The sequence below is a fragment of the Cupriavidus sp. P-10 genome, assembly GCF_003402535.2.
Taxonomy (GTDB): Bacteria; Pseudomonadota; Gammaproteobacteria; order Burkholderiales; family Burkholderiaceae; genus Cupriavidus.
This window is the reverse complement of record NZ_AP025171.1, coordinates 2779330-2801124: the sequence shown is the minus strand read 5'-3', so window position 1 is coordinate 2801124 and position 21795 is coordinate 2779330. Positions and strand designations below refer to the sequence as shown.

The window sequence follows — 21795 nt, the reverse complement described above, 5'->3', positions numbered from 1 at the left end:
CAGCGGGGCGCACGGCAAACGGGAGTGTGTTCGATGGATTTCGAGATTCCGGAAGCGCTGATCCACCCTCTGCTCGCCATGATCGGCACGGGCACGCCGCTGGCCCGCCAGCTGCAGGAGCACGGCGTGTGCCACGGCGACATGCTGGTGTCGAGCAAGCTGTTCGACGCGCAGGCGCTGAACTCGCTCTACACGCTGAGCAAGAGCCAGAACCAGCGCGCGCTGATGTTCCAGATGCTGGCGCTCGACAATATCCACAATGCGCCACAGGCGCGCGTCATCCCGGCGCTGGACCAGCTGATCGGCGGGCTGGTGGCCTACCTGTCGCGCGATGCCATCGACGGCTGGCTCTACCAGCGCAACCGTGACGGCGTGCTGCTGCCCTGGCTGGTACGGCGCATGCGCTACGTGGCGCCCGACCAGGGCATGCCCTATGTGGTGGTGGACCTGCTGGCCAACACCATGCAGTCAGCCAACTCCGAGCTGACCGACCACCACAAGCGCCGCGCCGGCATGACCACGTCGATGGTGATCACGCGCGACGACATCGCCAACCGCTCCATTCCCGATCTGCTGGCGGAGTTCGGCTTCTACAAGGAGTGCGCCGAGTTCCGGCAGGAGTACGAGCGCCACGCGCGGCGCTTCGTGCGTTACCAGCAGCGCTTCGGCGCGCAGTTTGTCGCCAGCGGGCCGGCGTGGTCGCTGGATGCCAAGGGCGCGGCCGAGCTGACGCGCGTTCCCGACGGCGTGGCGGCCCGCTGCGTCAATGACGAGGAGCGGCTCGCGCGCCGTTTCGAGATGAGCTGCGATGCATCGTTCTGGCGCGAGGCCGGGGTGGAAGCGGGCTTCGAGGCGGTGCCGCTGCACGGCTACGTGCATCTCTTCCACCTGGAGTGGCACCGCAATCTCTGGGTGCATGTACAGCACCTGTCCGAATACCGCTACCAGCCCGGGTTGCGCGACAAGCTGGTGCTGCCGGACCACCACCGCGACCTGATCGATATCCTGACCTCGCACATGGACGTGCTGGTGCCTGACTTCGTACCCGGCAAGTCGGGCGGCACCACCATCCTGTGCCAGGGCGCGCCGGGGCTGGGCAAGACGCTGACCGCGGAGATCTATGCCGAGGTCGTCGGCAAGCCGCTGTACCGGGTTCATTCGGGACAGCTCGGCACCACGGCGGCGTCGGTTGGCGCCAGCCTGAGCGGCATCCTGCAGCGCGCCATGCGCTGGAACGCGATCCTGCTGCTCGATGAAGCCGACGTCTATATCCGCTGCCGCGACAACGACCTCGAGCACAACGCCATCGTCGCCGAGTTCCTGCGCACGCTGGAGTACTTCAACGGCCTGCTGTTCATGACCACCAACCGCATCGGCGATGTCGACGATGCCATCCTGTCGCGCTGCATCGCCACCATCCACTACGAAACGCCGGGCAAGGACGATGCGCGGCGCCTGTGGCGGCTGCAGGCGGCGCAATTCGGCGCCGAGCTGGGCGACGGGCTGGTCGAGGCGCTGCTGCGGGCCTACCCCAAGGCCAGCGGGCGCGATATCAAGGAGCTGCTCAAGCTGGCCACGCGCTATGCCCTCGCGCGGGAGGTGCCGCTGAACGAGGATGTGTTCCGCTTGTGCGGGCAGTTCCGCGGGCTGAACTGAAGCGCGTGCCCGGAAGCGGGCCCGGCGGTATGATGGCGCATCCCTCACGCCGCGGACGCGCCCCCATGAGCCTCGATCCTGCCGAACTGCAGGCCCTACGGCCCTACCTGCTGCGCTTTGCGCGCCTGCAGCTGCGCGATGAAGTGCTGGCGGAAGACGCGGTGTCGGAGACGCTGCTGGCCGTGCTGGAGCACCCGGAACGCTTTGCCGGCCAGTCGTCGCTGCGCACCTACCTGGTCGGCATCCTCAAGCACAAGCTGATCGACAGCCTGCGCAGCGGGCGGCGCGAGGTGCGGCTGGCGCTGGTGGCGCCGGAGGACGGCGAGGCGCCATCGGAGCAGGAGGCGCTGGATGCGCTGTTCACGCGCAACGGCCACTACCAGGATCCGCCTTCCGACTGGGGCGATCCCGAGCGCGCCTTCGAGCGCCGCGAATTCTTCGAAATCCTGCAGCTATGCGTCGACCGGCTGCCGCCGCGGCTGGGCCGGCTGTTCATGATGCGCGAGTGGCTGGAGCTGGATACCGAAGAAATCTGTCAGGTCTTGCAGATCAGCGCGACCAATGCATGGGCCATGCTGTACCGGGCCCGCATGCGGCTGCGCGCATGCCTGGAACTGCACTGGTTCGGGCAGCGTGGCGCTGCCGGCAAGGGCTGAACGGCCTTGTCAGCGACTTCCTCCACCTAACCCTCGGCAACCACCACCATGCCCGACCGCCCCGCCCGCCGCCTGCTGCCGGACTGCGAAGAGGTTCACCACCTGACCATGAAGGGTCTGGACCAGCCGTTGTCGTGGATGGAGCGGCTGCGCGTGCGCAGCCATTTGGCGATCTGCGAAGCCTGCACCGTATTCAGCGCGCAGATGCGGACCATGAGGGAGGCGATGCGGCGAATGGGGCGGGAGGATTAACACCTTTGTCAGTAGTCAGTGTTCGCACATCATTGCGCCGAACGCCAGCTGACACCCTTGGCAAAGGCTCCCCTCTCCCCCGTCCCCTCTCCCGCAAGCGTCGCAAGCGGGAGAGGGGAGCAAACCGACGGCAATTACGCCCGCGCACCTTCGCCGTAAGGATCGAAACCACCCACGCGGCTGCCTTCGCTGTACGGGTCGAAGCTGCGCGCCGGTGCCGCCGACACGCCGCTGCGGTCTAGTCCTGCCACGGTGCGGGCACCGTCCACATACGGATCGGGCTTTCCGGTGCGGGCGCCATCGGTGAAGGCATCGTGCGAGCGGAACTCATAACCATACTTGTCGCCTGGGAGCCGTTCGGAAGCGGTGGCGGCTTGCGCGGCGCCGAGGGCGGCCAGCGACAGGAACAGGGCGGAAGCAAAGCGGGCGGTCTTGGTCATGAGATTTCTCCAGTATTGTTCGTTGAATTTGGCAGAACGTTCTGCGTCGTGTGCGTGCCGTTCATGTAACGAACTATAGAAGTCTTGATCGAGCGCAAAGAGGGATCTGTATGGATAAGTCATTCAAATAAATTGACATTGCTTTGGCCGACGTGCCCCTGTTACGTCATGACGCAAATGTAATCGGCTCGTCGCGTGATCACCGGCCAGCCTCGGTTAAACTTGCGGCTCGCCGCCATTCCCGACATGCAACGCCTGCTCCTCATCCTCCTCGCGCTGATCCTGCCGCTCCAGTTTGCCTGGGCGGGGGCGGCAGCGTATTGCCGGCATGAGGTGGCAGCGGCGGCCAAGGCGCATCTGGGGCATCACGAGCACCAGCACCATCCCCAGCAGAAAGCCGATGCCGGCCAGCATGCGGCCAAGGCCGACGCCGATGGCGACACGCTGGGCATCGCCGATCCCGACTGCGGCGTCTGCCATATCGCCTCGCTGCCGTTCGCACGCGCCGACGCGCCGCACATGCAGGCCGGCCAGCACGTCGAACAGGCGCAGGCCCCACCGCAACCGGGCTTCTCCTCCCACAGCGCCAGGGCCCCCGACCGCCCGCAGTGGCCCCGTCTCGCCTAGCCGGCGAGACGACGCTACCCGCTTTCCTGACTTCTCGATGATTTCCTGAACTCAGGCGTCTCGCCGAATTCCCCGGTTTCTTTCCTGGTGCAATTCGATGCGAAGACTTTTGCTGCCGCTGGGGCTGGCGGCCATCCTGACCAGCCCGCTTGCCGGCGTCGCCCAGACGCCACCATCCGCCATCACACCCTCGCCTTACGCCGCCGGTGTGGGCGTGTCAGAGCCACCCGGCTCCCTGACGCTGGACGCCGCACTGGCGCTGGCCGAAGCCGGCAGCTTTGCGCTGTCCGCCGCCGGCAAGGAGCTGGACGCCACCGAGGGCGACCTGACGCAGGCGCGTGTGATTCCCAATCCCGAGCTCGCGGTGTCGATGGAAGACACGCGCCGCGCCACGCGCTCGACCACTGGCCAGTTCAACGTGCCGATCGAACTGGGCGGCAAGCGCGCTGCCCGCATCGGCGTGGCCGAGCGCGGCCGCGAGCTGGCGCAGGCCGAGCTGGGCGGCGTACGCGCCGGGCTGCGCGCGGCGGTGATCGCGCGCTTTTTCGGCGTGCTGGTCGCGCAGGAGCGCATCAAGCTGGCCGAGGGCTCGGTCGGCATCGCCAGCCGCGCGGCGCAGGCCGCCTCGCGCCGTGTCGCCGCCGGCAAGGTTGCGCCGCTGGAAGCGACCCGTGCGCAGGTCGAGCAGGCCAACGCCGAATTGGAACTGGCCGAGGCCACCGGCGCGCTGCAGTCGGCGCGCCAATCGCTGGCCGCCCTGTGGGGCAACGCCGCGCCGCGCTTCGCGCAGGCGCAAGGCGACCTCGACGCGCTGCCGTCGCGCCCCGCGCCCGCGGCGCTGGAGACCGCGCTGGAAGACTCGCCGCTGCTGGCCGCCAGCCGGCTCTCCGCCGAACGCAGCCGCGCTGAAGTGGCGGTGGCGCGCAGCCGCCAGTACCCCGACGTCACCGTCAGCCTCGGCGCCAAGCGCGACAACGAGGCCAACCGCAACATGGCCGTGCTGGGCGTAGCGATCCCGCTGCCGCTGTTCGACCGCAACCAGGGCAACCTGTACGCGACGCTGCGCCGGGCCGACCGCGCGCAGGATGTGCATGCCGCCAACCGCATCCGCCTGGCCAATGAACTGCAGCTGGCGTCGACGCAGCTGTCGGTGTCGCGCGCAGCCGCACAGACGCTGCAGGGCTCGGTGCTGCCGGCGGCGGAACAGGCGTATGCCGCCGCTTCGCGCGGGTTCGAGGCCGGCAAGTTCAATTTCCTCGATGTGCTGGATGCCCAGCGCACCCTGTTCCAGGCGCGCATCCGCTACCTGGACGTGCTGGCCCGCACCTATGACGCGGCGGCCAGCATCGACCGCATCCTCGGACACTGATACGGAAGGCTCCAAGCATGGCAATGAGCAAGCAACAACGGGCCGCGGTGGTGGCCATCCTGGTCGCGGGGCTGCTGGGCGGCGCGGCGATCCTGTTCACGGGCAAGGGCGGCGGCTCAGGCGAGGCCGGGCACGAGCATGGCGAACACGCCGAAAAAGGCGGGCATGCCGACCATGCCGACCATGACGATGGCCACGCGCACGGCAAGCCGGCAAGTACCTCGGCCAGCGCTCCCGCTGCCGCCGCTGCGCCGGCGCAGGCCGCCGACCAGCCCCACGTCATCAAGCTGACGCCGGAGCAGGTGCAGCAGGCCGGTATCGGCATGGCCACGGCAGGCCCCGCGCCGCTGCGCGGCAGCGTCGATTTCCCCGGCGAGATCCGCTTCAACGACGACCGCACCGCGCACGTGGTGCCCCGCGTCGCCGGCGTGGCGCAGGCGGTGCCGGCCAACCTGGGCGAGCAGGTCGCCAAGGGCCAGGTGCTGGCCGTGCTTGCCAGCACGGCACTGGCAGAGCAGCGCAGCGAACTGCTCGCGGCGCAGCGGCGCGAGGCGCTGGCGCGCGCCACCTACGCGCGTGAAAAGACGCTGTGGCAGGAAAAGATTTCCGCCGAACAGGACTACCAGCAGGCCCGCACAGCGCTGGAAGAAGCGCAGATCGCCGTGCAGAACGCAAGGCAGAAGCTGGTCGCGATCGGCGCATCGGAGAGCGCCGGCAAGGACGTCAAAGACGGCAAGGGCGGCAGCCTGAACCAGTTCGCGCTGCGTGCCCCATTCGACGGCATCATCGTCGAGAAGCACCTGTCGCTGGGCGAGGCCGTCAAGGAAGACGCCAGCGTCTTCACCATCTCGGACCTGAGTTCGGTCTGGGCCGAATTCGTGGTCTCGGCGCGCGACCTCGACCAGGTGCGCGTGGGCGAGACCGTCAGGATCCGCTCCACCGCCTCGCAGACGCAGGCCGAGGGCAAGGTCTCCTACGTCGGCGCGCTGCTCGGCGAGCAGACCCGCACCGCCAAGGCCCGTGTCACGCTGTCCAATCCAGGCATGGCGTGGCGGCCCGGGCTGTTCGTCACGGTCAGCGTGCTCGGCGCCGCGACGCAGGTGCCGGTGACGGTGGAAGCCGATGCCGTGCAGCAGGTCGATGGCCACAGCGCCGTGTTCGTCGCGGTGCCGGGCGGGTTTGCGGTGCAGCCGGTCAAGACCGGCCGCAGCGGCGGCAAGCTGGTCGAGATCACCGAAGGCCTGCAGGCCGGCGCGCGCTACGCCGCGGCCAACAGCTTCATCCTCAAGTCCGAGCTGGGCAAGGCCAGCGCCGGGCATGAGCACTGAGCGGGGGGCGCCATGTTTGAACGCCTGATCCGCTTTGCCATCGAGCAGCGCTGGCTGGTGCTGCTGGCCGTGGCCGGCATGGCCGCGCTGGGGCTGTACAACTACAGCCGGCTGCCGATCGACGCCGTGCCTGACATTACCAACGTGCAGGTGCAGATCAACACCGGCGCGCCCGGCTATTCGCCGCTGGAAACCGAGCAGCGCATCACCTATCCGGTCGAGACGGTGATGGCGGGGCTGCCGGGGCTGGAGCAGACCCGCTCGCTGTCGCGCTACGGGCTGTCGCAGGTCACGGTGATCTTCCGCGAAGGCACCGATATCCATTTCGCGCGCCAGCTGGTCAACCAGCGCATCCAGGAAGCGCGCGACCGGCTGCCTTCCGGCATCACGCCGGCGATGGGCCCGATCTCGACCGGCCTCGGCGAGATCTACCTGTGGACCGTGGAAGCCGAGCCCAATGCGCGCAAGCCCGACGGCACGCCGTACACGCTGTCCGACCTGCGCGAGATCCAGGACTGGGTGATCCGCCCGCAGCTGCGCAACGTGCCGGGCGTGACCGAGATCAATGCCATCGGCGGCCATGCGCGCGCCTACGTGGTCGCGCCCAGCCTGGAGCGGATGGCTTCGTACGGTTTGTCGCTCGCCGACGTGGTGACCGCGCTGGAGAAGAACAACGACAACGTCGGCGCCGGCTATATCGAGCGCCGTGGCGAACAATACCTGGTGCGCGTGCCGGGCCAGGTGCGCTCGCTCGACGACATCCGCGACGTCATCGTCGGTACCGCGCAGGGCCAGCCGATCCGCGTGCGCGACCTGGCCAGCGTGCAGACCGGCGGCGAGCTGCGCACCGGCGCCGCCACCGAGGACGGCCGCGAGGTGGTGCTGGGCACGGTGTTCATGCTGATCGGCGAGAACAGCCGCACGGTGTCGCAGGCGGTCGACCGCAAGATGGCGGAGATCAACCGCACGCTGCCGGCCGGCGTGAAGGCGATCACGGTGTACGACCGCACCACGCTGGTCGACAAGGCCATCGCCACGGTGAAGAAGAACCTGCTGGAAGGCGCGGTGCTGGTGATCGCCATCCTGTTCCTGTTCCTCGGCAACCTGCGCGCGGCGCTGATCACCGCGCTGGTGATCCCGCTGTCGATGCTGTTCACCTTCACCGGCATGGTCCACACCCGCACCAGCGCCAACCTGATGAGCCTGGGCGCGCTGGATTTCGGCATCATCGTCGACGGCGCGGTGGTGATCGTCGAGAACTGCGTGCGGCGCCTGGCGCATGCGCAGCAACGGCATGGCCGCGCGCTGACGCGCACCGAACGCCTGCATGAAGTCTTTGCCGCCGCGCGCGAGGCTCGCCGGCCGCTGCTGTACGGGCAGCTCATCATCATGGTGGTGTACCTGCCGATCTTTGCGCTGACAGGCGTCGAGGGCAAGATGTTCCACCCGATGGCGATCACGGTGGTGCTGGCGCTGCTGGGCGCGATGGTGCTGTCGGTGACCTTCGTGCCCGCGGCGGTGGCGCTGGCCATCGGCAATCGCGTGGCCGAGCGCGAGAACCGGCTGATGGCCTGGGCGCGGCGCCGCTATGCGGTGCTGCTGGACCGCTCGCTGTCGGCAACGCCGGTGGTGCTGGCGCTGGCCGGCGTGGCGGTGGCGCTGTCCCTGGCGATCGCCACGCGCCTGGGCAGCGAGTTCGTGCCCAATCTCAATGAGGGCGACCTCGCCATCCAGGCCCTGCGCATTCCCGGCACCAGCCTGACGCAATCGGTGGCAATGCAGCAGCAGGTCGAGACCACGCTGAAGAAGAAATTCCCGGAGATCGAACGCGTGTTCGCGCGCACCGGCACCGCCGAGATTGCCTCCGACCCGATGCCGCCGAACATCTCGGACGGCTACATCATGCTCAGGCCGCAGTCCGAATGGCCCGCGCCGCGCCGCACCCGCGACGAGCTGATCGCCGCGATCCGCGAAGAGGTCGGCAAGCTGCCCGGCAACAACTACGAGTTCTCGCAGCCGATCCAGCTGCGCTTCAACGAGCTGATCTCGGGTGTGCGCTCCGACGTAGCGGTCAAGGTGTTCGGTGACGACAACACCGTGCTGGAAGACACCGCCAACCGTATTGCCGCGGTGCTGCAGGGCATTCCGGGCGCGGCCGAGGTCAAGGTCGAGCAGACCACCGGGCTGCCCATGCTCAGCGTCAATATCGACCGTGACAAGGCCGCGCGCTACGGGCTCAACCTGAGCGATATCCAGGAGGCGGTGGCGATCGGCATCGGCGGCAAGGTGTCGGGCACGTTCTTCAGCGGCGACCGGCGCTTCGACATCGTCGTGCGCCTGCCCGATGCCGTGCGCGAAGACGTGGACGCGCTGCGGCGCCTGCCGGTGGCGCTGCCAAAGGACACCGCGGCCGGCGCGCGCACCAGCTATATCCCGCTCAGCGAAGTCGCCACCGTGGAGATCGCGCCCGGCCCCAACCAGGTCTCGCGCGAGAACGGCAAGCGCCGCATCGTGGTCAGCGCCAACGTGCGCGGGCGCGATATCGGCAGCTTCGTGCCCGAGGCGGAGGCTGCGATCCGCGAGCGCGTGCGCATCCCCGCCGGCTACTGGACCAGCTGGGGCGGCACCTTCGAGCAGCTGCAGTCGGCAACAGCAAGGCTGCGCGTGGTGGTGCCGCTGGCACTGGGGCTGGTGTTCGTGCTGCTGTTCGCGATGTTCGGCAACGTCAAGGACGGGCTGCTGGTCTTCACCGGCATCCCGTTCGCGCTGACTGGCGGCATCCTGGCGCTGTGGCTGCGCGGCATCCCGCTGTCGATCTCGGCCGCGGTGGGCTTTATCGCGCTGTGCGGCGTGGCGGTGCTGAACGGGCTGGTGATGCTGTCGTTCATCCGCTCGCTGCGCGAAGAGGGCGTGGGGCTCGACCAGGCGATCCGGGACGGCGCGCTGACGCGGCTGCGGCCCGTGCTGATGACCGCGCTGGTGGCGTCGCTTGGCTTCGTTCCGATGGCGCTGGCCACCGGCACGGGAGCCGAAGTCCAGCGTCCGCTGGCCACGGTGGTGATCGGCGGCATCCTGTCGTCGACGGCGCTGACGTTGCTGGTGTTGCCGGTGCTGTACCGGCTGGCGCACAGGAATGATGACCCGGTGGCGGAGGCGGCGCAGGATGGCGGTGAGCTGGTGACGTCGAAGTTCTGAAGCACGCTCTGCAAAAGGTGGAAAAGGTGGAAAAGGCGGAGAAGGCTGAAAAGGCGGAAGCCACCGGGCTCGCGCGCAAGCGGGACCGGTGGCCGGGAACCGCCCGCAGCAATCCATCTTTCACGCCGCCGTGAAGCGTTTGTCCCGCGCACGCGGCAAACTGGCAGCACATCCAGCCCCCATGTGCCGCCATGCTGCCTGCCACCGTATCCGACGCTGACGATGCCATCGACCCGATCAGCGCCGTCACGCACCCCGATCCCTATCCCTACTACCGCGAACTGGCGACACACCGGCCGTTCTTCCGCGACCAGCGGCTCGGGCTGTGGGTTGCGGCCGGCGCGCGCGAAGTCGCGGAGGTGCTGTCCCATCCCGATTGCCGCGTACGCCCGCCCGCGCAGCCGGTGCCGCCCGCACTGGCAGGCACCCCCGCCGGGGACCTGTTCGGCCGGCTGATCCGCATGAACGACGGCGCTGCGCACGCGCCGTTGAAGGGGTTGCTGATGCCCTTGCTGGCCGCCATCGATCCGTCCGCAGCCGCGCACCGGGCGGCTGCGCTGGCTGAGCTGATGGACGCCGACAGGGCATTGTCCGCCGAAGGCATCAATGGCGTCCTGTTCGTGTTGCCGGTGGTGACGCTGGCTGACCTGCTCGGCCTGCCGGTCGCCGTGGATCGCGCCACCGCCGCGGCAGTGGCCGGCCATGTGGCGGCCTTTGCCGCCGCACAGTCGCCGCTCGCCGATGCGAACGCCGTGCAAGCCGGCGCCGACGCCGCGCAATGGCTTGGTATCTGGCTCGCCGACGCGGCGCCCGCAGCAGGCCCGTTGCCGTCGCTGCACCAGGCCGCGCAGGTTGCGGGCATCGATGCGCAGGCGGTGGCCGCCAACACCATCGGCTTGCTGGTGCAGGCCTGCGAAGCCACCGCCGCGCTGGCAGGCAATACACTGCTGCATCTCGGTCGCGGCAAGGTGCCGGCCGGGACCACGCCGGAAGAATTGGTTGCACGGGTGGCGGTGTCGGATCCGCCGGTGCAGAACACGCGCCGCTTCCTCGCCGCCGACGCACACCTGTGCGGCCACGACGCCAAGGCCGGCGACGCAGTGCTGGTGCTGCTGGCCGCGGCTTCGCGCAGTGGCAGGGCGGAAGGCGGCCGCGCATGGACCTTTGGCCATGGCCGCCACGCTTGCCCTGGCGACAGGCTGGCGCAGGCGCTCGCCGCCGCCACGGTGACAGCGCTACTCGCACGCGGCGCCGACCCGGCCGCACTGGCGCGCGCGTTCCGTTATCGTCCCTCGTTGAACGCCCGCATCCCGCATTTCTGCTGAGTCCACCATTCAAAATACGGAGCCCCCCATGATCGCCGTCCTCTTCGAAGTCGAGCCCGCACCGGGCCGCCGCGATGCCTATCTCGCTATCGCGGCAAGGCTGCGCACCGAGCTGGAGGCCATCGACGGCTTTATCTCGGTCGAACGTTTCCAGAGCCTGACCAACCCCGGCAAGATGCTGTCGCTGTCCTTCTTCCGCGACGAGGCCGCGGTGATCGCGTGGCGCAATACCGTGGCGCACCGCGAGGCACAGGCCGCCGGCCGCGGCGGCGTGTTCGCCGACTACCGGCTGCGCGTGGCACAGGTGATGCGCGACTACGGCATGCACGCGCGCGACGAAGCGCCCGCCGACAGCCGCGCGGTGCACGACCGCAAGCCCGGCTGAAGGAGCCAGCGATGACGATGGAAGCAATCGGCACGCAAGCTGCCTTTATCGGCCTGACCTTCCTGCTGGCCGGCTTTGTCAAAGGCGTGGTGGGGCTGGGCCTGCCCACCGTCGCGGTGGGCCTGCTCGGGCTGGTGATGCCGCCGGCGCAGGCCGCGGCGCTGCTGGTGGCGCCGTCGATGGTGACCAATGTGGTGCAGCTGTTCAGCGGTCCGCGCTTCGGGCAACTGGTACTCCGGCTGTGGCCGATGCTGGCGGCGATCTGCGCCGGCACGTGGCTGTGCGCGGCGCTGGTGCCGGCAGGGATGACGACCCATGCCACCTCGGCGCTCGGCGTGGCGCTGGTCCTGTATGCGGTGGTAGGACTGGCAGCGGTGAAGTTGCACGTGCCGCCGGCAGCGGAGGCCTGGCTCGGGCCGGTAGTCGGCCTGGTGACTGGCGCGATCACTGCGGTGACCGGCGTGTTCGTGATTCCCGCTGTGCCTTACCTGCAGGGGCTGGGACTCGAAAAGGAAAACCTGGTGCAGGCGCTGGGGCTGTCCTTCACGATTTCGACCATTGCGCTGGCGGTCAGCCTGGCGCTGGGCGGATCGTTGCTGCACACGCCGGTGCTGGGGGCTTCGTTGCTGGCGCTGGTGCCTGCGCTGGGCGGGATGTTCATCGGGCAATGGCTGCGCCACCGCATCAGTGCGGAGCGCTTCCGCAAGCTGTTCTTCTGCGGGCTGCTGGTGCTGGGCGGCGAGCTGGCGATGCGCGGGCTTTCCTGACAGTGGTCGCACTGGTTTGCTCCCTCTCCCGCTTGCGGGAGAGGGAGCACTCAATCGGCTAGGCAAAAGTCATGGGTGCGCGCACGACCCTCAACGCCCCGCCTGCACCACCCGCCCGTTCAGCGGCTGCACCGGCCGCGCGTTCATCCGGTAAAGCTTGCGGAACGCCGCCAGTTGCGCCGCCGAAATCTCCACCGGCGTCTTCAGCACCTGCCACTTCACATCCTCGCTGCAGGGCGGCGTGGTCAGCGAGCCGGTGAACGCCCAGTAAGACTGCTGCGCAGGCAGCAGTGCCGCCACGTCAATCGGAGCCCCCAGCTCGCGCGATTCGCCGGCCTTGGCCGGCAGGCTGGCAAAGACCGGCTGCAATGCCGCATTCTCGCGCCCGGTCTTGAACAGCACCGCCACCACCGCCAGCTTGCCTTCGGCGTTCTGGTGCACCAGGTGCGCCACCAGCGGATAGGTCTTGCCGTTGACCTTCTCCTCGCTCGGCGTATGGAAGTGGAACTGCACCAGCTTGTACGCCGCGCCGTCGAACTCGGCCTGCCCGCCTGCCGGCAGGTTGACCTGGATGGTATGGCCGGTGTTGACCACGGTTGCCTGCGTTGCGGTGTAGCCAAAGCCGATCGGCTTCAGGTCCGCGCTCACGGCCTTGCCGGTCCGGATATCGATGGGCGACTGGTGCTTGCCCAGCGAGCAGGTCTTGTAGCCGGCGTCAAGCCCGCCCCAATGGCTGGCGCCGGTCGGGCCGGCGTAGCTCCAGTGGGCGTCGTTGCCTGCCCAGGCAGCAGGGGCGAGCAGGGCTGCACAAATGGTGATGGCCGGCAGCTTGATGATCATGTCGATGCGTCCTCGTGTAGGTGACCCCCATGTACTCGGATCTCCCGGGCCGGCGCGGTCTGCTGCCAGGCCTGACCCGGGCCCGAAATCATGCAGCAAAACCTGCCCCACGCGAACACAGCATTACTGAATTCCGGTCTGCACTGCGCTTATTCCGGGTATGCGGCCGCCGCTGGAGCGCTCGCCAGCACCGGAACCGTTCGAGATAGTCGAGACGCACGACCAGTGCCTGCGCCGTTGATCGACGGCGCAGGCACTGGATCGGGCAAGCGGGGTCATGACAGGCACGGCCGGCATGATCCGGCCGTGCCCCGGGGCTTCAGTGTGGCGGGGTGCCCGGCGGGTTTGACTCGAGCTGGTCCCGCACCGCGGCGATATGGTCGCCGGCGGCATCGACGGCAGCTTCGAGGTCCTGCTCGCTGCAGTTAAGTTCGCGGCACCAGTACTGCACTTCAAGCGGATCCATCAGGTTAATGCGGCCCGGATCCAGGGGCCTGAACTGGCTCGTTGCATCGATCATGCTCGCCTCCTGTGCGTGCCTCGGCGCGACACGGCCCTTGCATTGTAGGCAGTGATCGGGATCGCGTTGCATGCAATGCCGATGCTGTGCGCCATGCCATGCACGCGACTCGGCATATGATGCACGGGTTACCCACGCCGACAGGACGCCGCATGCCCCGCTCTTCCGGTGCAAAGCTCTGGTCCACGCTGAACAAGGCCGCCACGCGCAATGCCCGCAGCATGCAGCGCGCGGTCAACCGCAACTTCACCAAGCCGATGACCGAGGCCATCGTGCGCAACGCGGTGAAGCAATCCGCTGCAGTCACCGCCGCCACGCAGCGCGCGCTGTCGGGCGTGGTATCGCCAGCCGAGCCGCCGCGCAGCCGTGGCAGCGGACGCTGGGAAGAGGGCAGCTGGGGCGCCGGTCCGCTCGCGCCGCGACGCTATCGCATCTTCGTGCCGGCCGGCGTCAATGCCAGGCGCCGCGCGCCGATGCTGGTGCTGCTGCATGGCTGCGGGCAGGACACCGCCAGCTTTGCCGCCGTCACGCGCGCCGCCGCCGTGGCGCGCGAGGCGGGCTGGGTGGTGCTGATGCCCGAACAGAGCTCGCAGGCCAACGCGCAGCGCTGCTGGAACTGGTTCCGTCCCGCCGCGCAGGGCGCCGCCGAAGCCGGCTTGCTGATGGCGCTGATCGACCAGGCTTGCCGCCGCCATCCGGTGGCGGCCGATCGCATCAGCGTGCTCGGGTTGTCGGCGGGCGGGGCCATGGCACTGATGCTCGGGCTGCGCTATCCCGCGCGCTTCGCCGCGGTCGGCTCGCATTCCGGCGCCGTGCCATGGAGCGCCACCAACGCCACGCAGGCGGCACGGGCGATGCGCGGCCAGCGCGGGCCCGACGCCCACGCCGTCCACGCGCTGCGCCTTGGCCTCGCCGGCCGGCGCCCGCCGCCGCTGTTGCTGCTGCATGGCGATGCCGATGCCATGGTCGATTTCAGCAACGCCACCGCGGCGGCTGCGCTGTGGATGCACCTGCAGCCGGAAGGCGCGCATCCGCTCGCGGCGGTGCCGGCCCGGCGCATCCAGCGTGGCATGCGGCGGGCGGTCGATGTATTCGACTGGACCGAAGGCAAGGCGCCCTACTTGCGGATGGTGCGGGTCGAAGGTCTGGGGCACGCCTGGAGCGGCGGCGCGGGCGGGCACGCGTTCTCGGACCCGGCGGGGCCGGACGGGTTGAAGCTGGCGTTGCGGTTTTTTCTGGCGGTGGGTGGGTGAGGCGCGTCACCCCAGCGTTAACGGCTCAATCACCACATCACTGACCGCACAAGCCACGCACGGCAGGATCAGCCCTTCCTCTTTCTCATCCAGGCTCAGCCCGGGCCATTCGATCCGGTAGCGGATCGATCCGGCATGCAGCCGGCTGGCACAGGCCCGGCAGGTGCCGTTGCGGCAGGAGTTGGGCAGCGACACGCCGTCGAGCAACGCGGCTTCCAGCAGGCTCAGTTCGGGCGAGGCGGCAAAGGTCTGGCCGCCCGGCAGCACCTGCGCGGTGAACTCGCCGTCGTTGCCGGCCATGGACGCGTCGCGCTCAGCCATCGGAATCCTCTGCCTGCGGAAACTGCGCGCGCCCATGGGTGGCGTCGCGCAAGGCGTCGCGTGCCGCGTCCACTTGCGTGGCGGGCAGGCGCAGCACCAGTGTCGCCAGCGCACCGTAGGCGGTATCGGCCAGCGTGCAGCCCTGCTGGGCCGCCTGCTCGATCCAGCGGCGCACGCGCGGCTCGTCGGCGTAGTCGATCGATATCGTCAGCGTGGCGTAGGCGATGCGCTCGATCCGTTCGGCCGATTTCAGCGCGGCGGCGATGGCATCGGTGTAAGCGCGCACCAACCCGCCAGCGCCCAGCTTGACGCCGCCGTAGTAGCGCACCACCGCGGCCAGCACGCCGTCGAGGTCGTGGTGGCGCAGCACTTCCAGGATCGGCCGGCCGGCCGTGCCCGAGGGTTCGCCGTCGTCGGACATGCCCGACGCGCCGCCGGCGAGCAGCGCCCAGCACACATGGGTAGCGGTGGGGTGTTCCGCGCGCAGCGCGTGCAGCGCGGCCATGGCCGCGTCGCGGTCGGCCACCGGCAAGGCCAGGGCCAGGAAACGGCTCTTGCGGATTTCGATTTCGGACTGGACGGGGTGGGCTAGCGTGTAGGTCGGCAAGCGGGACGGACGGGAAAAAGGGCGGCGCAAGGGCCTGCGGACAGAACTGGGGAGTGTACCGCAGCGGCTCGCCGGGTCCGGCCCTGCCTCCGGCCGAAGTGTTGCATCGTCAACTTCCTGTCACAAACGCGGCCTACGATCTGCGGCGGTCGGGCGCAATGCCGCCCGCCGCCCGCCTGTGCCAACAGGTGCCCGGCCGCCCGCGTGGTGCCCGGCGCGATCAAGCAGTCAAAACACAAATCCATCCCTTTCCCCGGATAAAAACATGCAACAGAAACCTGATGCTGGCCGCCGCAAGGCACTGAAACTGCTGGCGGGCGCGCCGATGCTACCGCTTGGCCTGGCTTCCACCGGCCTGCTGGCCGGCTGCGGCGGCAGCGACGATGCCGTGGCCGCGCCCCCCACCAGCCCGGCGGCTGGCGCCACCTTCACGACGGCGGAGTTCATCCCGATGAACGCGCCCACGCTGGCGGATCCCGCCGCGATGGCGACCACCACCGTGGGTTCGAGCCTGAAGGTGTCGTTCAGCGATGGCAGCAGCACCACCTACAAGCTCGCCTACCAGCCGTTCTTCGTCACCGGCGACACGCTGCCCGACGGCAAGGGCGGCACCATCGTGGCCGGCGGCTACTACGACATCAATAACCAGCCGATCGTGGACAACTCCGTGGCCGGCAAGGAACGCCAGTTCTTCTCCGACGCACCGGACGGCAGCTCGCTGCTGAAGCTGGCCAATCCGACCGTGTCCGGCGTGAAGGGCAATACCGTGTTCGCCGTAGTGCAGTTCGAGTACACCTCGCGCAACCAGAACAACACCAGCATGTACGGCCTGCTGCCGTCGCCGATCGCGATCGTGACGCTGGACCAGGATCCGGCCACCGGCAAGCTGACGCCGGTGAAATACCACAACGTCGATACCTCCGGCGTCAACGGCCTGTGGATCACCTGCGGCGCGAGCCTGTCGCCGTGGAACACCCACCTGTCGAGCGAAGAGTACGAAACCGACCTGAAGGACGCCGCCGCGGTCACGCAGCTGCAGGGTTACAGCCAGAACCTCTACGGCGACGCCAACCGGGCCAACGCTTACAACTATGGCCACCTGCCGGAAGTGACGGTCAATCCCGACGGCACCGGCACCATCAGGAAGCACTACTGCCTCGGCCGCATCTCGCACGAGCTGGTGCAGGTCATGCCCGACGAGCGCACCGTGCTGATGGGTGACGATGCCACCAACGGCGGCCTGTTCGTGTTCATCGCCGACCAGGCGCGCGACCTGTCCAGCGGTTCGCTGTACGTGGGCAAGTGGCAGCAGACCTCGGGCGCCGGCCCGGGCAGCGCCACGCTGTCGTGGATCAAGCTGGGCAGTGCTACCAGTGCCGAGATCCGTGCGCTGGTCGATGGCGGCATCAGGCTGGCCGACATCATGGACGTGCAGACCGTCAATCCGAACGACAGCAGCTACACCCGCATCCTCTATAACGGCAAGGCCAACTGGATCAAGCTGGTGCCGGGCATGGAGAAGGCCGCCGCCTACCTGGAAACCCACCGCTACGCCGCGCTGGTCGGCGGCAGCCTGGGCTTTACCAAGATGGAAGGCACCACGGTCAATATCAAGGACAAGAAAGCCTACTCGGCGATGTCGCGCATCGAGTCGAGCATGCTCACCGGCAATGCCGCCAACCAGGGCGACATCCAGGTCGAGGGCCCGTACTCCGGCGCGGTCTATGAGCTGAACCTGAAAGGCGGCCAGGCCGACAAGAGCGGCAACGCGATCAACAGCGAATGGGTGCCGGTCGACATGGCCGCGGTGCCGGCGCTGATCAGCGAAGACCTCGGCGGCGGCAAGATGAAGCAGCAGGACGCGCTCGGCAACTTCGCCAACCCGGACAAGGTCGCCACGCCCGACAACCTCAAGTTCTCGGAGAAGCTGCGCACGCTGTTCGTGGGCGAGGACAGCAACACCCACGTCAACAACTTCCTGTGGGCCTACAACGTCGACACCAAGGTGCTCAGCCGCGTGCTGTCGTGCCCGGCCGGCGCCGAGTCGACGGGGCTGCATGCGGTGGACGAGATCAACGGCTGGACCTACGTGATGAGCAACTTCCAGCACGTGGGCGACTGGGAATCGCCGCTGCATGACAAGGTCAAGGCGACGCTGGATCCGCTGGTGCGTGCCAATTACAAGGACCGCTTCGGCGCGGCGGTGGGATACCTGACGGCGGACCCGGCTGGCGTGAAGCTGGCGAAGGCCTGAGTGCAAGCGGTCGCCGTGGCATGAAGGCGGCGGCGCTTCGCCGCCGCCTGTGCATCCCGAGTCCGCGCAGACTCTGCTACGCTAGCCGTTCCCCCCGGAAAACGAGCTAGTCGCCATGACCGACCAGACCCACGACCCCGACGCCCGCCGCATGGCGCCTGCCACCGAGCGCAATCGCGAGCCCATCCTCGCGGTGCTGCGCAATGTGCTGCCCGCCAGCGGCACGGTGCTGGAAATCGCCAGCGGCACCGGCCAGCACGCGGCGCACTTTGCCGCGGCGTTTCCCGGCCTGACCTGGCAGCCGAGCGATCCGGACAATGCCGCGCGCGCGTCGATCGCCGCATGGACCGCCCATGCGCGCCTGCACAACGTGCGTGCGCCGCTGGACCTTGACGTGTGCCGCCAGCCCTGGGGCATCGATGCCGCCGATGCGATGGTCTGCATCAACATGCTCCATATCTCGCCGTGGGCCGCGGCCGAGGCGCTGTTCGCCGGCGCCGGAAAGCTGCTGGGTCCCGGCGGCGTGCTCTACCTGTATGGTCCCTATCGCCGCGGCGGCGCGCATACCGCGCCGAGCAATGCCGCCTTTGACGCACAACTGCGCGCCACGGACCCAGACTGGGGCGTGCGCGACATGGAAGATGTGATTGCGCTGGGCGCCGCGCAGGGGTTGCGCTGCGACGAACCGGTGCCGATGCCGGCGAACAACTTCAGCCTGGTGTTCCGCAAATAGCCGCCGCGCGGCGTTTTCAGCCGCGCACCATCATCACGATGGCCGTGGCGATCAGGCACACGGCAAACAGCGCACGCAGGCGCCGCTCGGGCATCCGGTGCGCCAGCGCCACGCCCCATGAGATCGTCAGCATGCCGCCCAGCGACAGCGGAATGCCGCTGGCCCAGTCGACATGCCCGGCGTGGGCATAGGTGCCCAGCGCCACCACGGCGCCGGGCGTCACCAGGGCCAGCGCCAGTCCCTGAGCCGCGGCCTGGCGCAGCCCGAACAGCCCCACCAGCGCCGGCGCCGCGACCACGCCGCCGCCCACGCTGAAGAAGCCCGAAAAGACGCCGCCGACCACGCCCACCAATGGAATTCAGCGCGGCGACACGCGCGCCTGCTGCACCGTGGCCGCGCGCCCCGGCAACAGCCGCCACAGGAAATACAGCGCCAGCCCGATCATGAAGACCGCGAAAATGCGCCGCAGCACCTGCGCGTCCATGGCCGTGGCCGCGCGCGCCGCCAGCCACGTGGCCAGCACCGCCGACAAGCCCAGCACCAGCGCGGTACGCAGGGCGATGTCCGCGCGCTTGCGGTACTGCCAGAAGCCGATCAGCACATTGGGCGCGATCATCACCAGCGCGGTGCCCTGCGCCAGCTGCTGGTCCATGCCGTAGATCAGGCCCAATGCCGGGATCGCGATCAGCCCGCCGCCAATGCCAAACAGCCCGCCCACCCCACCGAGCACACCGCCAAGGCCAAAGATCAGGAGCGAGGACAGCAGGGAATGGTCAGGCATCGGGGCGGGGGGCAAAGCAGGGGCAATGCATGGGGCAATGCATGGGGCAGTGCGGGGCGTGAAAGCGGAGGGCGGGAAACCGGAAGCGCGTGACAGCGGCCAGCGGCCAGCGGCCAGCGTAATGCGCAGCGGGCATCATCATACGCCACGGAGCCGGCAGGCGCTTTGCACTAGAATCTTCCATTCATTTCGATCCAGCAGCGCCATTGCCCCGCCAGGGGCCTGCCGCGCCGCGCCCGCCACGGAGAACACGATGAAGTTCCAGAACATCCTGCAGACGATCGGCAATACCCCGCATATCCGCATCAACCGCCTGTTCGGCAGCGGGCACGAAGTCTGGATCAAGTCCGAACGCAGCAATCCGGGCGCCTCGATCAAGGACCGCATCGCGCTGTCGATGGTCGAGGACGCCGAGCGCCGCGGCGTGCTGAAGCCGGGCGGCACCATCATCGAGCCGACCTCCGGCAACACCGGCATCGGCCTGGCCATGGTGGCCGCGGTCAAGGGCTACAAGCTGGTGCTGGTGATGCCGGACAGCATGTCGATCGAACGCCGCCGGCTGATGCTGGCCTATGGCGCCAGCTTCGACCTGACCCCGCGCGAGAAGGGCATGAAGGGGTCGATCGCACGTGCCGAGGAACTGGTTGCCGCCACGCCCGGCGCCTGGATGCCGCAGCAGTTCGAGAACCCCGCCAACGTCGACGTGCACGTACGCACCACCGCGCTGGAGATCCTGAACGACTTCCCCGAAGGGCTCGACGTGCTGATCACCGGCGTCGGCACTGGCGGCCATCTGACCGGCTGCGCCCGTGTGCTGAAGGACAAGTGGCCGCAGCTCAAGGTCTTCGGCGTCGAGCCGGTGGCCTCGCCGGTGATCTCCGGCGGCGCGCCGGCACCGCACCCGATCCAGGGCATCGGCGCGGGCTTTATCCCGAAGAACCTCGACACCGCGCTGCTTGACGGCGTGATCCAGGTCGATGCCGAACCCGCGCGCGAGATGGCCCGCCGCTGCGCGCGCGAAGAAGGCATCCTGGTCGGCATCTCGTCCGGCGCGACACTGGCCGCGATCGCGCAGAAGCTGCCGGAACTGCCGGCCAATGCGCGCGTGCTGGGTTTCAACTACGACACCGGCGAACGCTACCTGACGGTGGAGGGCTTCCTGCCGGCCTGAGGCCGCTGGCCCGCGGCGAAGCCGCGCAAGGCGGTGGTGGACCGGCCCCGTCAGCGCGGCTACAGCGCTACAGACGGTGGCGCTTATGCCAGTCCGCCAGCGATTCCTCCGGCCAGGTGTCGCAGTGCACGTGGCCCTTGCGCTTGGGCACATCGACCCAGGGCGCGGCGGATTCCAGCGAGGCCTCCACCACCTCGGGCGGGCGCGGCAGCGGCGTGTCAATGGCCGATGCGTGCGGATACACCAGCTCCGGCCAGCGCGGATCCCACAGCCACAGCGCGCTGCCGCACTTCACGCAGAAATGCCGCTGTGCCGGCGAACGCCGCGCGCGCTTGCCGGGTTCGCGCATCACCGCGTGGTAGATGCCAAGGGACTTGCGCCCGCGCACGTGCAGGGTGGCGGCATCGCCGCCGATATTGATCGCATAGCCGCCTCCGCCGGCGGTCTTGCGGCAGATCGAGCAATGGCAGTGCATGTACGGGCACGGCGAGTCCGATTCGAGCGAAAAATGGACGGCGCCGCAATGGCAGGAGCCTTCGAGATGCATGGTGGGGTCCTTTGCGCGTTGGCGTTCTCTGCAGTCCCTTGACTGTAGAAAACCCTGCACAAAGTGCCAAACACGCCTGGCGCGGGTATCGCGCTACAGCGCCTTGCGGAATGTCAGGTTGATGCGCGCGCGCCCCAGCAGCGGATGATCGCCGTCGGCCAGCGGCGCCACACCGTGGAAGGCCAGCCGCGACGGGCCGCCCCATACCACCACGTCGCCATGCGCCAGCCGCACGCGTTGCGGCCGCTCCGCGCGGCGCATGCCGCCGAACAGGAATACCGCCGGCAACCCCAGCGAGACTGACACGATTGGCGCGCTGAAGTCACGTTCATCGCGGTCCTGGTGCAGCGACAGGCGTGTGCCGGGCACATAGCGGTTGACCAGGCAGGCATCGGGCGCGAAGCCGGCAAAGCCGGCCTGTTCCGCCGCCTCTTGCGCCAGTGCGCGCAGCCGCGGTGGCATCGCCGGCCATGGCTGGCCGCTCAGCGGATCGATGCGGTCATAGCGGTAGCCGCGGACGTCTGAGACCCAGCCAGTATCGCCACAATTGGTCATCGCCACCGACATCGTCAGGCCGCCGGGCGTCACCATGTGGCGCAGCGGGGCGGCGGCAATGACCGCCTGCACATCGGCGAGCAGGGCCTCGGCGTCCGCGCGGGCCAGGCCGCGCAGCACCACCGCGCCGTCGGCCAGGCGCTCGGGCGCAGGGTTGGCGGGGGCGGGGTCGTCGAGGTTGTCGAAAAGGTCGAAGGTCATGGTTCGAGATAG

The 21795-nt window shown here is 68.7% G+C and carries 21 protein-coding genes and 1 pseudogene; 14 read left to right on the top strand and 8 right to left on the bottom strand.

Annotation, left to right across the window (positions count from 1 at the left end; translation table 11 throughout):
- Positions 1-33 precede the first annotated feature (33 nt).
- From CTP10_RS29515 to CTP10_RS29505, 3 genes are all read left to right on the top strand, one after another.
- On the top strand, positions 34-1656 hold the full coding sequence (locus CTP10_RS29515; protein ID WP_116319071.1) for an ATP-binding protein: 1623 nt from the start codon (positions 34-36) through the stop codon (positions 1654-1656).
- Positions 1657-1721: 65 nt separating this feature from the next.
- Positions 1722-2312 (top strand): sigma-70 family RNA polymerase sigma factor, encoded by a 591-nt coding sequence (locus CTP10_RS29510; RefSeq protein WP_116319070.1) that lies wholly within the window; start codon positions 1722-1724, stop codon positions 2310-2312.
- A gap of 48 nt (positions 2313-2360) precedes the next feature.
- Entirely contained in the window at positions 2361-2564 is a 204-nt protein-coding gene (locus tag CTP10_RS29505; RefSeq protein ID WP_116319069.1) for a zf-HC2 domain-containing protein, read from the top strand.
- Positions 2565-2698: 134 nt separating this feature from the next.
- On the opposite strand, the gene CTP10_RS29500 is transcribed toward CTP10_RS29505, so the two are convergent.
- Positions 2699-3004 carry a hypothetical protein gene (locus tag CTP10_RS29500; protein WP_116319068.1) on the bottom strand — a complete coding sequence of 102 codons (306 nt, stop codon included), beginning with the start codon at positions 3002-3004 and terminating at the stop codon, positions 2699-2701.
- A gap of 195 nt (positions 3005-3199) precedes the next feature.
- Between CTP10_RS29500 and czcI the strand changes: the two genes are divergently transcribed.
- From czcI to CTP10_RS29465, 7 genes are all read left to right on the top strand, one after another.
- Positions 3200-3631, top strand: coding sequence for a cation efflux protein, CzcI family (czcI, locus tag CTP10_RS29495; protein WP_376790659.1), 432 nt, complete (start codon positions 3200-3202; stop codon positions 3629-3631).
- Positions 3632-3728: 97 nt separating this feature from the next.
- On the top strand, positions 3729-5000 hold the full coding sequence (locus CTP10_RS29490; protein ID WP_116319066.1) for a TolC family protein: 1272 nt from the start codon (positions 3729-3731) through the stop codon (positions 4998-5000).
- Positions 5001-5017: 17 nt separating this feature from the next.
- Positions 5018-6328, top strand: a complete 1311-nt coding sequence (locus CTP10_RS29485) for an efflux RND transporter periplasmic adaptor subunit (RefSeq protein ID WP_116319065.1) — start codon at positions 5018-5020, stop codon at positions 6326-6328.
- A 12-nt stretch (positions 6329-6340) separates the two neighbouring features.
- Complete coding sequence (locus CTP10_RS29480; RefSeq protein ID WP_116319064.1) at positions 6341-9523, top strand: CusA/CzcA family heavy metal efflux RND transporter; 3183 nt, start codon at positions 6341-6343, stop codon at positions 9521-9523.
- 191 nt (positions 9524-9714) lie between these two features.
- On the top strand, positions 9715-10848 hold the full coding sequence (locus CTP10_RS29475) for a cytochrome P450 (RefSeq protein WP_116319063.1): 1134 nt from the start codon (positions 9715-9717) through the stop codon (positions 10846-10848).
- A gap of 28 nt (positions 10849-10876) precedes the next feature.
- A complete protein-coding gene (locus CTP10_RS29470; RefSeq protein ID WP_116319062.1) occupies positions 10877-11233 on the top strand; it encodes an antibiotic biosynthesis monooxygenase family protein in 357 nt (118 codons plus the stop codon).
- A gap of 11 nt (positions 11234-11244) precedes the next feature.
- Entirely contained in the window at positions 11245-12000 is a 756-nt protein-coding gene (locus tag CTP10_RS29465) for a sulfite exporter TauE/SafE family protein (protein WP_116319061.1), read from the top strand.
- 90 nt (positions 12001-12090) lie between these two features.
- Here CTP10_RS29465 and CTP10_RS29460 read toward each other — a convergent pair whose 3' ends face one another.
- Positions 12091-12840: a carbonic anhydrase gene (locus CTP10_RS29460; protein WP_116319060.1), complete on the bottom strand. Its 750-nt coding sequence runs from the start codon at positions 12838-12840 to the stop codon at positions 12091-12093.
- Positions 12841-13159: 319 nt separating this feature from the next.
- A complete protein-coding gene (locus CTP10_RS29455; protein WP_116319059.1) occupies positions 13160-13360 on the bottom strand; it encodes a DUF3606 domain-containing protein in 201 nt (66 codons plus the stop codon).
- A gap of 152 nt (positions 13361-13512) precedes the next feature.
- On the opposite strand from CTP10_RS29455, the gene CTP10_RS29450 reads away from it, so the two are divergent.
- Complete coding sequence (locus tag CTP10_RS29450) at positions 13513-14613, top strand: extracellular catalytic domain type 1 short-chain-length polyhydroxyalkanoate depolymerase (RefSeq protein ID WP_116319058.1); 1101 nt, start codon at positions 13513-13515, stop codon at positions 14611-14613.
- Between the two features lie 6 nt (positions 14614-14619).
- Here CTP10_RS29450 and CTP10_RS29445 read toward each other — a convergent pair whose 3' ends face one another.
- A complete protein-coding gene (locus CTP10_RS29445) occupies positions 14620-14934 on the bottom strand; it encodes a 2Fe-2S iron-sulfur cluster-binding protein (protein WP_116319057.1) in 315 nt (104 codons plus the stop codon).
- Positions 14927-15541: an IMPACT family protein gene (locus CTP10_RS29440; protein WP_116319056.1), complete on the bottom strand. Its 615-nt coding sequence runs from the start codon at positions 15539-15541 to the stop codon at positions 14927-14929. The genes CTP10_RS29445 and CTP10_RS29440 overlap by 8 nt, the downstream gene beginning before the upstream one ends.
- 265 nt (positions 15542-15806) lie before the next feature.
- Here CTP10_RS29440 and CTP10_RS29435 point away from each other — a divergent pair, with 265 nt between their 5' ends.
- Both CTP10_RS29435 and CTP10_RS29430 read left to right on the top strand, forming a co-directional pair.
- Positions 15807-17795 (top strand): PhoX family protein, encoded by a 1989-nt coding sequence (locus CTP10_RS29435; RefSeq protein ID WP_116319055.1) that lies wholly within the window; start codon positions 15807-15809, stop codon positions 17793-17795.
- Between the two features lie 115 nt (positions 17796-17910).
- Complete coding sequence (locus tag CTP10_RS29430) at positions 17911-18528, top strand: DUF938 domain-containing protein (RefSeq protein ID WP_116319054.1); 618 nt, start codon at positions 17911-17913, stop codon at positions 18526-18528.
- Positions 18529-18544: 16 nt separating this feature from the next.
- Here the strand turns inward: CTP10_RS29430 and CTP10_RS29425 are convergent.
- Positions 18545-19309 (bottom strand): annotated as a pseudogene (locus CTP10_RS29425) (sulfite exporter TauE/SafE family protein).
- A gap of 253 nt (positions 19310-19562) precedes the next feature.
- On the opposite strand from CTP10_RS29425, the gene cysK reads away from it, so the two are divergent.
- On the top strand, positions 19563-20480 hold the full coding sequence (gene cysK / locus CTP10_RS29420; RefSeq protein WP_116319053.1) for a cysteine synthase A: 918 nt from the start codon (positions 19563-19565) through the stop codon (positions 20478-20480).
- A gap of 67 nt (positions 20481-20547) precedes the next feature.
- Here the strand turns inward: cysK and CTP10_RS29415 are convergent, their stop codons facing one another.
- Complete coding sequence (locus tag CTP10_RS29415; RefSeq protein WP_116319052.1) at positions 20548-21027, bottom strand: GFA family protein; 480 nt, start codon at positions 21025-21027, stop codon at positions 20548-20550.
- Positions 21028-21120: 93 nt separating this feature from the next.
- Entirely contained in the window at positions 21121-21783 is a 663-nt protein-coding gene (gene alkB / locus CTP10_RS29410) for a DNA oxidative demethylase AlkB (protein WP_116319051.1), read from the bottom strand.
- Between the last annotated feature and the right edge of the window lie 12 nt (positions 21784-21795).

Excerpts from the sequence above, each read along its gene's own strand:
- CTP10_RS29515 (WP_116319071.1), top strand. The coding sequence starts at position 34 with ATGGATTTCGAGATTCCGGAAGCGCTGATCCACCCTCTGCTCGCCATG.
- CTP10_RS29510 (WP_116319070.1), top strand. The coding sequence starts at position 1,722 with ATGAGCCTCGATCCTGCCGAACTGCAGGCCCTACGGCCCTACCTGCTG.
- CTP10_RS29505 (WP_116319069.1), top strand. The coding sequence starts at position 2,361 with ATGCCCGACCGCCCCGCCCGCCGCCTGCTGCCGGACTGCGAAGAGGTT.
- CTP10_RS29500 (WP_116319068.1), bottom strand. The coding sequence starts at position 3,004 with ATGACCAAGACCGCCCGCTTTGCTTCCGCCCTGTTCCTGTCGCTGGCC.
- CTP10_RS29490 (WP_116319066.1), top strand. The coding sequence starts at position 3,729 with ATGCGAAGACTTTTGCTGCCGCTGGGGCTGGCGGCCATCCTGACCAGC.
- CTP10_RS29485 (WP_116319065.1), top strand. The coding sequence starts at position 5,018 with ATGGCAATGAGCAAGCAACAACGGGCCGCGGTGGTGGCCATCCTGGTC.
- CTP10_RS29480 (WP_116319064.1), top strand. The coding sequence starts at position 6,341 with ATGTTTGAACGCCTGATCCGCTTTGCCATCGAGCAGCGCTGGCTGGTG.
- CTP10_RS29475 (WP_116319063.1), top strand. The coding sequence starts at position 9,715 with ATGCTGCCTGCCACCGTATCCGACGCTGACGATGCCATCGACCCGATC.
- CTP10_RS29470 (WP_116319062.1), top strand. The coding sequence starts at position 10,877 with ATGATCGCCGTCCTCTTCGAAGTCGAGCCCGCACCGGGCCGCCGCGAT.
- CTP10_RS29465 (WP_116319061.1), top strand. The coding sequence starts at position 11,245 with ATGACGATGGAAGCAATCGGCACGCAAGCTGCCTTTATCGGCCTGACC.
- CTP10_RS29460 (WP_116319060.1), bottom strand. The coding sequence starts at position 12,840 with ATGATCATCAAGCTGCCGGCCATCACCATTTGTGCAGCCCTGCTCGCC.
- CTP10_RS29455 (WP_116319059.1), bottom strand. The coding sequence starts at position 13,360 with ATGATCGATGCAACGAGCCAGTTCAGGCCCCTGGATCCGGGCCGCATT.
- CTP10_RS29450 (WP_116319058.1), top strand. The coding sequence starts at position 13,513 with ATGCCCCGCTCTTCCGGTGCAAAGCTCTGGTCCACGCTGAACAAGGCC.
- CTP10_RS29445 (WP_116319057.1), bottom strand. The coding sequence starts at position 14,934 with ATGGCTGAGCGCGACGCGTCCATGGCCGGCAACGACGGCGAGTTCACC.
- CTP10_RS29435 (WP_116319055.1), top strand. The coding sequence starts at position 15,807 with ATGCAACAGAAACCTGATGCTGGCCGCCGCAAGGCACTGAAACTGCTG.
- CTP10_RS29430 (WP_116319054.1), top strand. The coding sequence starts at position 17,911 with ATGACCGACCAGACCCACGACCCCGACGCCCGCCGCATGGCGCCTGCC.
- cysK (WP_116319053.1), top strand. The coding sequence starts at position 19,563 with ATGAAGTTCCAGAACATCCTGCAGACGATCGGCAATACCCCGCATATC.
- CTP10_RS29415 (WP_116319052.1), bottom strand. The coding sequence starts at position 21,027 with ATGCATCTCGAAGGCTCCTGCCATTGCGGCGCCGTCCATTTTTCGCTC.
- alkB (WP_116319051.1), bottom strand. The coding sequence starts at position 21,783 with ATGACCTTCGACCTTTTCGACAACCTCGACGACCCCGCCCCCGCCAAC.